Genomic DNA, 12,874 nt, shown 5'->3' on the forward strand with positions numbered 1-12,874 from the left:
CAGCCATGAAAAATAAACTGGGCGTCGCGCTCGCGACGGCGATGGCACTGGCCGGACCGGCCTGCGCGCAAAGCAGCGTCACGCTGTACGGGATCATCGATACCGGCGTGTCCTACTACAACAACGCCGCGCACGGCGGATCGTTCACGGGCATGCCGACGCTCACCGGCGAGGTGCCGTCACGGTGGGGGCTGCGAGGCACGGAGGATCTCGGCGGCGGCTACCAGGCCTTCTTCGTGCTCGAAAACGGTTTCCAGCCCGGCACCGGCGCACTGAACTACGGCGGGCGCCTGTTCGGGCGACAGGCGAACGTCGGCGTGAACGGTCCGTTCGGCGCGCTGACCCTCGGCCGCCAGATGAACATGTCGATGATCGTGCTGACCAATGCGGACGTGATCGGCCCGTCGATTCACTCGATGGCTGATTTCGATTCCTATCTGCCGAACGCGCGCAGCGACAATGCGATCGGCTACAAGGGCACGTTCCACGGCGTGACGCTCGGCGCCACCTACAGCTTCGGCCGCGACGCAGCCGGCCCGGCAGGGCCGTCGGCGACGGGCTGTGCCGGGCAGGTGCCAGGCGACATCGTCGCCTGCCGCCAGTACACGGCGATGCTCGCGTATGACGCGAGCAACTTCGGGCTCGCCGCGTCGCACGACGTGATGCGCGGCGGCGGCGGCGCGCTCGCGCCGCTGAACAATCCGGCGTACACCGACACGCGCGACATCGTCGCCGGCTACGTGAAGATCGGCCCGGCGAAACTCGGCGCCGGATGGATCCGCCGCAACCTCGCGGCGGCCGAACACCTGCAGGCCGATATCGTGTTCGCCGGCGGCACGTACTACGCGACGCCCTACCTCGCGCTCGACCTTCAGGGCGTACGCTACCTGCAGCGCCGCGAAAACAGCGAAGGCGGCACGAATGCCACGCTGCTCGTCGGCCGCGCGAACTATTTCCTGTCGAAGCGGACGACCGTCTATACGTCGGTGGGCTACATGTTCAACAGCACGCTGGCGGCGAACGCGGTCGCCGCCGGCGGGACGGTCGGGACCGGGATGAACCAGCTCGGCGTGATGGCCGGCATCCAGCAGAAGTTCTGAACGCCGGACACCGCGCCGGCGCAGGTCAGTTGGCGAGCTTGCAGTGCGAGAGCTTCAACCCCGGCAGCACCGGCGCATCGATATAGCCTTCGTTCACGCAGCTGAAGCGGAACGCCGCCGACGTGACGAACGGCTTGATCTCGCCGCCGGGGAATTTCGGCTTCAGCGCATCCTGGTCGGCCACGTCGAAATGCGTGTCGAACTGCTCGCCGTCCTTCGTCAGCGCGCCGAAATAGGTGCCGCCCGGATCGCTGCCCATCCGGATCACGGCGCCGACGAACACGAGCCGCTTGCCGTCGTACTTCGTCTTCGCGGCGGCCATGTCCTGCGTGTAGGCCTCGATCACGGCGCCGTAATGCGCGTCGATCGCGGGCTCGGTGTCCGATGCGGCGCAGGCGCTCTGGCAAACGGCCGCCAGCATCGTGCATGCCGCAAGCGCGGCCGCCGCGAACGGCGCGGAAATCTTTTTCATGGGTGGTCTCTCCCGTCTAGCGTGGTGGTTGAAGTAATTGAAGCCCGGCGCTTGCGCCGGACGAATTCGCTTCCGTTGCTTTAATCGTTCGAATGGCGGAACACGGCTGCGATCACTTCTCCACCCGCATGGTCGTGTGCGGTGCGCAGCGTCGCGCTGAACGCGACGTGACAGGAAGGTGACATGGTGCGGCCCCCGGCTCTCTCATTGAATTTCACTGCGTCTGATTTTGGTCGCTACGGTAGCAGACGGCCGGCAGGCCGGCAACCGAGGTCCCCGTGGGGCAGATCACCTCATTACAATTGCAAATGATTCTCATTACATATATTATTCGCGTCCTGGTCATGGCGAAACGCCGCGGCCCGCGCCCCGATCCTTAGCACTCCGTCCTGCATCGATTCATGCCATCCCGCCGAACACCCCGCCGTGCCCGGACCCTGCGTCCGTGGCGCACGAGCCTGCCTGCCCTGATCACCCTGTGCGTTGCGAGCGGCACGCATGCGTCCGCCGCAGAACGCGCTGACGCCGAATCCGCCGCCCCTGCTTCCGCTTCCACACCCGCGCCGACGGCCGCGCGCGAACTCCCGGCGATCAGCGTCAGCGCATCGGCAACCGCCGATCCGACAGTCGGCTATCAGCCGCGCACCACGAGCATCGCGGGCGGCGACAACCGTTCGATCAAGGAGATTCCGCAATCGGTCGCGGTGGTCAGCAGCAGCGTGATGCAGGACCAGCAGGCGCGCTCGCTCGACGACGTGCTCGGCAACATCAGCGGCGTCACGCAAACGAACACCCTCGGCGGCACGCGCGACGCGTTCATCAAACGCGGCTTCGGGTCGAACAACGACGGCTCCGTGCTCGTCGACGGCGTGCGCACGCCGGTGCTGCACAGCTACCTGGCGACGATCGACCGCGTCGAAGTGCTGAAGGGCCCGGCGTCGCTGCTCTACGGGATGCAGGATCCGGGCGGCGTGATCAACCTCGTCACGCGCAAGCCGGAAGACGCCTTCGGCGGCTCGATCTCGGCCTCGCGTACGAGCCACGGCGGCAGCAGTGCGACGTTCGATCTCACGGGCCCGCTCGGCAAGCCGGGCCAGGTCGCGGGCGGCACGCTCGCGTTCCGGCTGACCGGCCAGTACGACACGAGCCGCTACTGGCGCAGCTTCGGCCGCCAGCGCGACGCGCTGATCGCGCCCGCGCTGTCGTGGCACGACGCGAACACGTCGATCGACGTCAGCTACCAGTACGTCGACTACACGACGCCGTTCGATCGCGGCACCGTGCTCGTGAACGGCCAGCTCGACGATGCGCTGCGCTATCGCCGCTACGAGGAAGCGTGGTCGCAGAGCACCGGCATTCAGGAAACGCTGCGTGCGCGCGTCGAGCACCGCTTCTCCGATGCGTGGCGCGTGCGTGCAACCTACGGCTGGGGCCGCGATCGCTACGATCAGTACATTACCCGCGCAACCGCGTTCAACAGCACCACCGGCGCACTGACGCGCTCGTCCGATGCGAATCTCGGGCGCAACGATTCCGACCAGATCGCGACGCTCGGCCTGCTCGGCAACGTGACGCTCGCCGGCATGAACCACGCGATCTACATCGGCGGCGAATACGAGCGGCAGCGCAGCTTCCGCGGCGACACGATCCGCGGCAAGGCGACGAAGGGCTTCAATCTCTACGATCCCGTGTACGACCTGCTCGCGCCGGGCGGCACGCCCAACCCGAAGCAGAGCGATTCGCGCTCGGTGGTGCATGCATATTCGACGATCGTGCAGGACTCGGTGAAGCTCACCGACCGACTCACCGCGGTAGGCGGGCTGCGCTGGGAAAACTGGCAGCAGGAATCGGGGATGGGGCGGCCGTTCGTGTTCGCCGACCGCTCGCGCGGCAGCGTGTGGCTGCCGCAGTTCGGGCTCGCCTATGCGCTCACGCCGGCGTTGACCGCCTACGCGAACGTCAGCCGCTCGTTCAAGCCGAACGTCGCCACGAACGTCGCGGCGCCGCTCGCACCGGAATACGGCCGCGTGCTCGAGGCCGGGCTGAAGTTCAGCCTGAAGCCGGCGATCACCGGCACGCTCGCGGTCTACCAGATCGACAAGCGCAACGTCGCGGTCACGGTGGGCGATCTGACGTCGACGATCGGCACCGCGCGCTCGCGCGGGATCGAGCTCGACGTCGCGGGGCAGATCACGCGCCACCTGAGCGTGATCGGCAGCTATGCGTACACGAATGCGACCGATCGCGACAGCAACACGCCGCTAACCAACGTTGCGCGCCATACGGGCAGCCTCTTCGCGGTATACGACACGGCGATCGCGAACCTGCCCGGCCGCTGGCGCTTCGGCGGCGGCGCACGTCTGGTCGGTGCGCGCTCCGGCGACACTGCAAACAGCTTCACGCTGCCCGGCTATGTGACCGTCGACGCATTCGCCGCCTACGAAACGACGATCGGCAAGTTCCCGACGCGCTTCCAGCTCAACGTGAAGAACCTGCTCGACAAGACCTACTACCCGTCGAGCAACAACAACCTGATCATCGCGGTCGGCGAGCCGCGGCTCGTCACGCTGACGACGACGGTGTCGTTCTGATGGGCTGATGGGCTGATGCGGGCGTGGGCTGGCCGGCAAGCGGCGGCCCACCCGCAAGCCCGCATCGCATTCGTTGGGGCGATTATACAAGCCGACCATTTGCTCCCCTCGCCTTATAATCAGTCATCCATATCAATAATCAGGTCAATTCGTCGACCGCAGCCGGAACCGTCCGCTGGATGCTTCCGACGACCCGGCGCTGCGAAGAAGGTCGGATGCAACGCTCGCCCCGACGGTCGCCACGCCGTTCGCACCGCCCCCGCCCCCCGTCCAATCATCAGACGCTCGAATACCTCCCATCCGATATCGCGATTTTCCGTATCGAGCACGCGCCGCTAGACTGGCTACGCATTCGCGACGCCGAATCGCCGCACGGCAACGCGACACGCCCCCCACAAAAACGATTCCGGGAGATAAGCCATGTCCGACCGGCATGCACGCCGAGGCGCGCTCAAGACACTCGGCCTTGCGGCCGGCACCGCGCTGCTCGCCGCCGCGCGCCCCGCTCACGCCGCCACGCCCGACACCGGCGCGCTGCTGCCCGGCGGCGCCACGCACCTCGCCGACCTCACGCGCCGCCTCGCGGCCGCGCCGAGGCGGCGCGACTTCAAGACGGTGCCGATGATCCTCGAACGCCCCGACCAGTGGGATCACGCGGCACTCGCCGAAGTGACCGGCTACCGCGGCGGCCCGAAGCAGGTATGGGACAACACCGAGCTCGGCGGCCCATGGCTGAACCTGATGCGCAATTCGCTGAATGCGCAGATCTGGTCGTACCGTCATCCGGATTTCCTCGTCGTTTCGGCCACGCACGGCAGCGCGCATCTCGCGCTGTTCGACCAGGCCGCGTGGGACAAATACGGCCTCGCGAAATTCGCCGGCGCCGCGTTTCCGTCCAACACGCTGCTCGATGCAAAGCCCGCGCAATCGAAAAGCGCGCAAGACCACGAGTTACCCGACGGCGCGTTCTCGTCGCACGACAACAGCATCGCCGCGCTGCAGCAGCGTGGTGTCGTGTTCCTGTCGTGCCACAACGCGATCTGGGAACTCGCGGAACGGCTCGACGGCGCAAACGCGAATCCCGACAAGCTGCCGCTCGATGCGCTTGCGGCGGACCTGACCAACCACGTGATCCCGTCGGCGATCGTCACGCCAGGCGCGGTCGGCACGCTGCCCGAACTGCAGCAGGCCGGCTTCACGTACGCAAAATGAGCCCCGCGATGACATCGATCCCGCTGCAACTGCAACCGCCGTCGCGCCGCCGTCGGCGCACGCTGCGCGCCGTGCTGGCCGCGTGGCTCTGCTGCGCGTCGGCCCTGTCGCTTGCCGCGCCCGCCGATACCGCCGCGACCGTCTTCCCGCCCTGGCAAAACGGCCGCAACAACGACGCGACGCACCGTGGCCTCGAATTCACGGTGCCGCAGGTCGACGTACTCGCCGATTTCCACGGAGACCTCACCGCGCCGAAGCTCGTGCTGTTCGTCGGCGGCAACTATTTCTTCGCGATGGCGCCGCTCGTCGCGAAGTTCGAGGAAGATCACCCCGAGTACCGCGGCCGCATCTACTGGGAGACGATCCCGCCCGGCCTGCTCGTGAAGCAGATCCAGGCCGGCGGCACGATCACCGTCGGCAACATGACGTGGACGGTCAAGCCCGATGCGTATTTCGCGGGGCTCGGCAAGATCGACGGGCTGATCGCGGACGGCACGCTCATCGGCCCGGCCGTGCCGTACGTGACGAACCAGCTGACGATCATGGTGCGCGCCGGCAATCCGAAGCGCATCGCGTCGCTGAACGACCTCGCGCGGCCCGACGTGCAGCTTGCGATGCCCAATCCTGCATTCGAAGGCGTCGCGCGGCAGATCCGCGCGTCGCTCGTGAAAGCCGGCGGCGACGCGCTCGCGCGTACCGTCTACGACGACAAGGTGCGCACCGGCACGGCCGAGCTCACGCACATCCACCATCGGGAAACCGCGCTGTTCCTGATGCAGGGTCGCGCGGACGCGGGCGTGCTGTGGCAATCCGAAGCGGCGTTCCAGGAACAGGTCGGGCATCCGCTGATGCACATCGACATTCCGGCCGAGCAGAATACGACGGCCATCTATGCGGGGGCGATGGTGAAGGACGCGCCGCATCCGGAGGCCGCGCGCACGTGGCTCGCGTTCATCCGGTCGCCGGAAGCGTTCCGGATTTTCCAGCGCTACGGCTTCGGCCGATACGATGCGGCGACACCGACGCAGCACCTCGCGCCGGAGCAGCAGCAATCCGACGCGGGCTGACCGCGCGGCCGCGCCGGCAGTCCGGCGGCGCGCGAGCGACCTACAACAAGGAGGGGACACGTGAACGATACGGTGGACACACCGCGACGCCGGTTCGCACCGCTGCTGCTCGCAGCGGCCGCGTTGCTGGCCGGCCAGGCGCGCGCAGACGACGCGGCGCTCGGCAAGACGATCGCCACACAGGGCACGACGACGGGCGTCGCCGCGTGCATCGGCTGCCACGGCAGCCAGGGCGAAGGCAACGCGGCGACCGGTTTCCCGCGCCTCGCGGGCACCCCAGCCGCCTATCTGTCCGCGCAGCTTGCCGCGTTCGCGGACGGCAGCCGCCAGAACCCGGTCATGCAGCCGCTCTCGACACTGCTGACGCCGCACGAGCGCGATGCGGTCTCCGCGTACTTCGCGAGCCTGCCCGCGCCGGCCGGCATCGTGGCCTCCAACGACACGTCGATCGACCCGGCGAACACCGGCGCGTGGCTCGCGACGCGCGGACGCTGGTCGCAGGGTCTGCCCGCGTGCGCGCAATGCCACGGCCCCGGCGGCCTCGGGGTGGGCACCGCGTTTCCGCCGCTCGCGGGCCAGCCGGCCGCTTATATCGCCGGCCAGCTGAACGGCTGGAAACACGGCACGCGCCTGCCCGGGCCAATGGCGCTGATGCCGGCGATCGCCGGCAAGCTGTCCGACGCCGACATCGACGCGGTGGCCGCCTACTACGCGCGCGGCGGCGCGGCACAAGGAGACAAGCAATGATCGACCGCACGACGCTGATCCGCCGCACCCGCGCGGCCCTGCTCGGTGCGGCCTGGATGCCCGCGCTGGCGTTCGCGGCTACCCCGCAGGATGCACCGGCCGCGGCTTCCGCACCCGCGCCGGCCACGATGGCAACGGCCGCCAGACCCTTCGCGCCGCCCGCCGAATCCGCGATACCCGCCGACGAATTCGGCAAGACCGTGAAGCTCGGCGAGCAGATCTTCCTGCACACGCCCGAGTTCGCAGGCAAGTACGTCGGCAACAAGCTGACCTGCGCGAGCTGCCACCTCGACGCGGGCCGCCGGCCCGATTCGAGCCCGATGTGGGCTGCCTACCTGCTGTATCCGGCGTACCGCAGCAAGAACGGCCACGTGAACACGTTCGCCGAGCGCCTGCAGGGGTGCTTCCGCTACAGCATGAACGGCAAGGCCCCACCGGCCGGCGACCCGATCCTCGTCGCGCTCGAGACCTATTCGTACTGGCTCGCGAAGGGCGCGCCGGTCGGCACGAAGCTGCTGGGGCAGGGTTTCCTGAAACTGCCGCCGCCCGCGCAGAAGGCCGACTATGCACGCGGCGCCGCCGTCTACACGCAGCACTGCGCGCTGTGCCACGGTGCGGACGGCCAGGGGCAGTCGAGCGGCGGCAAGGCGGTCTTCCCCGCGCTGTGGGGCGCGCGTTCGTTCAACTGGGGCGCCGGGATGGGCGACATCCGCAATGCGGCCGGCTTCATCAAGGCCAACATGCCGCTCGGGCTCGGCGGCACGCTGACCGATCAAGAGGCGTGGGACGTCGCGACCTTCATGGACAGCCACGAACGTCCGCAGGACCCACGCTTCACGGGCTCGGTGCAGGACACGCGCGCGAAGTTCCACGATTCGCCCGATTCGATGTACGGGCTCAGCGTGAACGGGCGCGTGCTCGGCGCACCGTGATGCAAACGCCGTGCAGGCCACCGGGCCCGCACGGCCTGCACGTTCACGGATGCCAGCGATACACGATCATGCTCGTGCCGTTGTAGTTGTCCTTCGTGATCACGTATTCGCCGGTCGAGCGCAGGTACGCGCGGATCCCGTACATCGAGTCGACGTCATTGCCGACGTCCATCGCCGATGTGTTCGAGTTGGTCAGCGTCGTCACGAGCGCGCCGGTGTTGAGATCGAACACGTCGACGTTCGGCACCGTGTGCACGTAGCCGACGAACAGGTAGTGGCCGGCCGCCGCGATCGATTTCGGGTTCGCGCTGGTCAGGTTGATCACCGGGTTCGGCGCGGTCGTGTTGCCGTTCTTCCAGCCGTGATAGACCTCGATGTGCCCGTTCATCGCGGTCCAGTCCCAGTTGTTCGCGAGGCCCTGCGCGAGGATCATCGTGTCGCTGTCCGCCTGGTAGACGATGCGCGTCGTCGGCGCCACGGTGCTCGGCACGGGCGTCGTCACCGGCTTGCCCCACGACGGCTTGCCGGTCGCATCGAAGCCCGTCATCGGGTAGCGGGTAATCGCGTTGGTGCCGTTCAGCCCCGCCCACACGTCGCCATTGCCGTCGATGTCGAAACCGGTCGTGACCTGCAACGTCGTGTTGAACGGCTTGCCCGGCAGCGAGCCGGCCGGATTCGCGATATAGCCGGTCGCCGGCGTGAAGTAATAGAAATTGAAGTTGCCGGGGTTCTGGCCCGACGCGACGAGAATCCGGTTCCCGCCCACCATCACGAGCTGGCCGAAATGCTGGCCGCGCTGGTAGTCGTTCATGTCGAGGCGCGGGTCCTTCGGATAGGTGAACGGGTCGACCGTGTTCGCGACGAACGTGCCGCCCGCCGAGCCCGTATACACGTTGTTGCCGCTATAGAAGAACGCGCCGTCGGTCGCCGGGTCGGGCGCGGCGATCGCCTCGAAGTTCAGCGCCTGCAGCTTCCATTGCAGCGCGCCGGTCGGGCTGTACGAATGAAGATCGGTGCTGCCGTTGCGCCCGAGATCCCAGCCGCCGCCCCACGCGTTGTTGAGCACGTACAGGTTGCCGCCCGAATCCTTGCCGATGCCGACCACGCGCGTGAAGCGCTTGTCGCCGACCTGCCCCTTGATGCCCGAGGTCGTGTCGAGATAGCCGCCCTGCACGCCGAACGTGCCGATCTGCTGCGGCAACCCGGCGAGGCTGTAGAGCTTGATGTTCATGTCCGGGCCCTGGTCGCCCACCAGCAACTGCCCCGTTGACGCATCGAAATACAGCGCCGACGGCCGCGCGCCGGCCGCCATCTGGATCGTGTTCATCAGCGTGCCGGTCGCGCTGTACTGCGCGACCACGCCCGCGCCCATGCGCGCGACCCACAGGTTGCCCGCCGCATCGAGCGCCAGCGCGCCGGGCCCGGTCACGCCGATGTCGCGCTGCCAGACGCCGTCGGTCGTATAGACGCGCACGCGGTTGCCGTAGAAATCGCTCGCGTACAGCAGGTTGCCGGCCGTCGCGAGGCCGGTGATCACGTCCGGGTTCGGAAGGCCCGTCCACGTGCTGACCGGGATACGCAGGTCGCGTTTGTTCGTACTGCGATCGTAGCGGCCGACCGAGCCGCTGCCGAAGGTGCGGTTGTAGCCGAGCGCGACGAAGATCGACGTCGCGTTGCCGGTAATCGCCCCGCCCTGGAATTCGTCGTGAATACCGATCGTGCCCAACGTCTGGCCGTTCTGGTAGAGCGCGACGCCGCCCGCGTTCTCGTCCCAGCGCGACGACGTATAGATCACGCCCTCGGGCGCGACCCACATCGAGCGCGCGGCATTGCCGACGTGCTGGGCCAGCGTGCCGTACGTGTTCGCGAGCCAGTCGGTCGAGTATTGCACCTGCGCGTGACTCGCCGGCGCCAGCATTGCCATGCACATTCCCAGCAACGCCGCCCGAATTTGTTTCATTGACATGAATAATGCTCCCGAACGTTCAATGGTCGACACTGTAAATCGCGGCGCGTGAAATATTGGTGATTCCGGCTAAAGCGCATTCGCCGCCCTCCCGAATTATTCACTCCGTTCTTTTTGCCGTCCGGCGCTTTTCCGTCAACGATGGTCAAACCCGCTCACCGCGCCGCAGCAGCTTGCCGGGCGCACGGTTTCGGCGCTTTTTCCCCGGCATTTTCTTCCGGTTCACGCAATGCGAATGCGTCATTTTTTCTGAAATGCCCGCATTGCCTTTTTCATTCCCCGGAAATGGGCCAAATGATTACAAATCGAAATTGAAATGAAAGAGAAAAAATAATATCCGGCGCAATCGCGTCATCGCGATTCGGCACGGCGGCATGCAGCGGGAGGAAGGGAGAGGAAAGCGGGATACGGTGGAGCAAACCCAAAACCCGCGCGCCGGCCATGCCGGCACGCGGCCGCGATCGTTCAGTTCGCGTCGTCGAGCGTCGGGCCAGCCCGGCCGTCGAGGAATTTCGGCCGCGCGTCGACGATGTCGATCATGCGGTACCGGTAGAAGAAGAAAGGAGAAGCGACAGGTCAGGAGCCTGCATGCAACGTTGCCGGCATCGGCGGCGGGCAACGTTGCGGCCGCAACGATCGCTGCGCGTCAGAACTTCTGGCGCAGGCCGAGGCTGACGATGGCCTGCGAGCGGGAATCGGACGAGTGGCCGTTCGCCTTGTCCGACACCGACGCGGTCGCGGCCACCGGGTGGCCGAGCGCGTCGAGCGTCATGCCCGATGCATGCTGGTACGCGCCGAGCAGGTACACGCTGGTGCGCTTCGACAGGTCATACACGGCGCCAAGCGTGACGTTGTGATACTGCGCGCGGTCGTCCACGCCGTCGACATCGCTGCCGCGCGTGTAGCTGTAGCCCGCGAACAGTTGCGTCTGCGGGCGCACGTTCCAGCGCGTGAACACGCCCGCGACGTTGAACGTCGCGTGGCCCGTGAACAGCGACTGGCCGCCGCTGCGGTACTGCACGTTGCTGTAGTTCACGCCGACGACGGCCGGCCCGAAGTCGTAGGTCGCGCCGGTCGCGATGATCTGCTGCGACTGCGCGCTCGCATAGCCTTCGTTGATCGACGAGTTGAACAGCCCGTCGTCGGTGCTCTGCCACTTGCCGGCCGTCGGGTCGGTCGCACCCGTCTTGCTGTTGTCCGACCGCTCGTAACCGACGCCGACGCGCAGCGGGCCCGCCGCGTATGCCGCGCCGACGCTCCACGTGTTGCGCTGCTTCATGCTGCCCGGCTGGCTGCCGAAGCCGTACAGCGCGCCGAACGTGAAGCCCGAGTAGTTGGCGCTCGTGTACTTGATCGAGCTGTCGACCCGCGCGGTCTGGTCGAGGTCGTCGATGTCGCCCGGGTGCGCGCCGAAGCCGCCGATATACGACGACGGGCCGACCGGGCTCACGAAGTCGTCGAGCGATGTGTACTGGCGGCCGAGCGTGACCGTGCCGTAGCGGTCGCTGCCGAGGCCGACGAATGCCTGGCGGCCGAACTGGCGGCCACCCTGCCCCGACGTGCCGTTCGTGATGTCGAAGCCGTTCTCGAGGACGAACAGCGCGCGCATCCCGCCGCCGAGATCCTCGGAACCCTTGATCCCCCAGCGGCTGCCGGACAGGTTGCCGGTCGTGAGCCCGACGCTCGAGTGGCCGGTGTACGCGCCCGCGGAGCCGACCCGCTCGTTGCTGCGATAGGTGACGCCCGCATCGACGATGCCGTACAGCGTGACGGAGCTTTGCGCGGCGGCGATGCCCGCGAGCGAGAGCAGCAGCGGGGCTGCGATCAGTTGCTTGTTCATGATTATCGTGTCTCCGGGCGTTGAACCCGTTGTTCTGGCTGTCAGTTGCGAGCAGCGCGCGGGCGGCGAGATGTGCCGGCGGTGCGAGGCCGGCCGCGTCCGCGCGCGACGACGCGGCGGGCATGCCCACTGCGGCCGCCATGGTAGATGGAACCGGTTCCCGTCGAAAGCACAATAATGAAAACAGTTTCTTGCCAAAATCGAGATAGTCGCGCAGCCGGCCGTGTGCGCAACGCGTCTCACCTGTACAGCCCGGGCGGGCGCAACCGATAATCGAACGCGCCGCCATCCATCGGGAGTGCCTTCATGCATGAAACGACCCTGCTGATCTTCGCCGCCGTCGCGTTCGTCGGTATCGCGACACCCGGCCCGACCGTGCTGCTCGCGCTGACCAACGGCTCGCGCTACGGCGTGCGCCGCGCGGCCTACGGCTTCGCGGGCGCGATGCTGTCCGACTTCGTGCTGATCGTCGCGGTGGCGCTCGGCCTCGGCGCGCTGCTGATGGCGTCGGCGTTCTGGTTCTCGGTGGTGAAGTGGCTCGGCGCCGCGTATCTCGCGTACGTCGGCATCCGGCTGCTGATGTCGAAGGGCTCGCTCGACGTCGCCGCCGCGCACGGTGGCGACCCATCCGGGCGCAACGCGTCGATCTTCGCGAAGAGTTTCCTCACGGCGGTGACGAACCCGAAGGGCTATCTGTTCTTCTCCGCCTTCCTGCCGCAGTTCCTCGATCCGTCCGCGCCGCTCGCGCCGCAATACGTCGCGCTCGCGATCACGTTCGCGCTGCTCGACGGGGTCGTGATGTTCGGCTACGCGCTGCTCGGCGCACGCGCGGTGCGGCTGCTGAAGCGCGCGGGGGCGCTGTGGCTCGAACGTACGTGCGGCGCGATGCTGCTCGCGCTCGCCGGGTCGCTGGCGCTGTACCGGCGTCATGCGGCATAGGCGCGGAT

10 protein-coding genes are annotated in these 12,874 nt (G+C 67.4%); 7 read left to right on the plus strand and 3 right to left on the minus strand.

Annotated features, from left to right (window positions below; genetic code table 11):
• Window positions 1-5: 5 nt before the first annotated feature.
• Window positions 6-1,100 carry a porin gene (locus tag CFB39_RS29965; RefSeq protein ID WP_089475545.1) on the plus strand — a complete coding sequence of 365 codons (1,095 nt, stop codon included), beginning with the start codon at window positions 6-8 and terminating at the stop codon, window positions 1,098-1,100.
• A gap of 25 nt (window positions 1,101-1,125) precedes the next feature.
• Here the strand turns inward: CFB39_RS29965 and CFB39_RS29970 are convergent, their stop codons facing one another.
• Window positions 1,126-1,572 carry a hypothetical protein gene (locus tag CFB39_RS29970; RefSeq protein ID WP_089475546.1) on the minus strand — a complete coding sequence of 149 codons (447 nt, stop codon included), beginning with the start codon at window positions 1,570-1,572 and terminating at the stop codon, window positions 1,126-1,128.
• A 401-nt stretch (window positions 1,573-1,973) separates the two neighbouring features.
• Between CFB39_RS29970 and CFB39_RS29975 the strand changes: the two genes are divergently transcribed.
• The 5 genes from CFB39_RS29975 to CFB39_RS29995 all read left to right on the plus strand — a co-directional run bounded on the left by CFB39_RS29975 (window position 1,974) and on the right by CFB39_RS29995 (window position 8,121).
• Complete coding sequence (locus tag CFB39_RS29975; RefSeq protein ID WP_089475547.1) at window positions 1,974-4,163, plus strand: TonB-dependent siderophore receptor; 2,190 nt, start codon at window positions 1,974-1,976, stop codon at window positions 4,161-4,163.
• 420 nt (window positions 4,164-4,583) lie between these two features.
• A complete protein-coding gene (locus CFB39_RS29980) occupies window positions 4,584-5,375 on the plus strand; it encodes a transcriptional initiation protein Tat (protein ID WP_089475548.1) in 792 nt (263 codons plus the stop codon).
• An 8-nt stretch (window positions 5,376-5,383) separates the two neighbouring features.
• The gene (locus tag CFB39_RS29985; RefSeq protein ID WP_089475549.1) at window positions 5,384-6,442 is read left to right on the plus strand and encodes a substrate-binding domain-containing protein; all 1,059 of its coding nucleotides are present in this window, start codon (window positions 5,384-5,386) and stop codon (window positions 6,440-6,442) included.
• Window positions 6,443-6,502: 60 nt separating this feature from the next.
• Window positions 6,503-7,189 (plus strand): c-type cytochrome, encoded by a 687-nt coding sequence (locus tag CFB39_RS29990; protein ID WP_089475550.1) that lies wholly within the window; start codon window positions 6,503-6,505, stop codon window positions 7,187-7,189.
• Window positions 7,186-8,121 (plus strand): c-type cytochrome, encoded by a 936-nt coding sequence (locus CFB39_RS29995; protein WP_089475551.1) that lies wholly within the window; start codon window positions 7,186-7,188, stop codon window positions 8,119-8,121. The genes CFB39_RS29990 and CFB39_RS29995 overlap by 4 nt, the downstream gene beginning before the upstream one ends.
• Window positions 8,122-8,164: 43 nt before the next feature.
• On the opposite strand, the gene CFB39_RS30000 is transcribed toward CFB39_RS29995, so the two are convergent.
• Both CFB39_RS30000 and CFB39_RS30010 read right to left on the minus strand, forming a co-directional pair.
• Window positions 8,165-10,087 (minus strand): SMP-30/gluconolactonase/LRE family protein, encoded by a 1,923-nt coding sequence (locus tag CFB39_RS30000; RefSeq protein WP_089475552.1) that lies wholly within the window; start codon window positions 10,085-10,087, stop codon window positions 8,165-8,167.
• A gap of 646 nt (window positions 10,088-10,733) precedes the next feature.
• Window positions 10,734-11,927, minus strand: a complete 1,194-nt coding sequence (locus tag CFB39_RS30010) for a porin (RefSeq protein WP_089475553.1) — start codon at window positions 11,925-11,927, stop codon at window positions 10,734-10,736.
• 306 nt (window positions 11,928-12,233) lie between these two features.
• Here CFB39_RS30010 and CFB39_RS30020 point away from each other — a divergent pair, with 306 nt between their 5' ends.
• Window positions 12,234-12,866 (plus strand): LysE family translocator, encoded by a 633-nt coding sequence (locus CFB39_RS30020; protein ID WP_089475555.1) that lies wholly within the window; start codon window positions 12,234-12,236, stop codon window positions 12,864-12,866.
• Window positions 12,867-12,874: the final 8 nt, after the last annotated feature.

The organism is Burkholderia sp. AU6039 (genome assembly GCF_002223365.1).
In the GTDB taxonomy this organism is placed as follows: domain Bacteria; phylum Pseudomonadota; class Gammaproteobacteria; order Burkholderiales; family Burkholderiaceae; genus Burkholderia.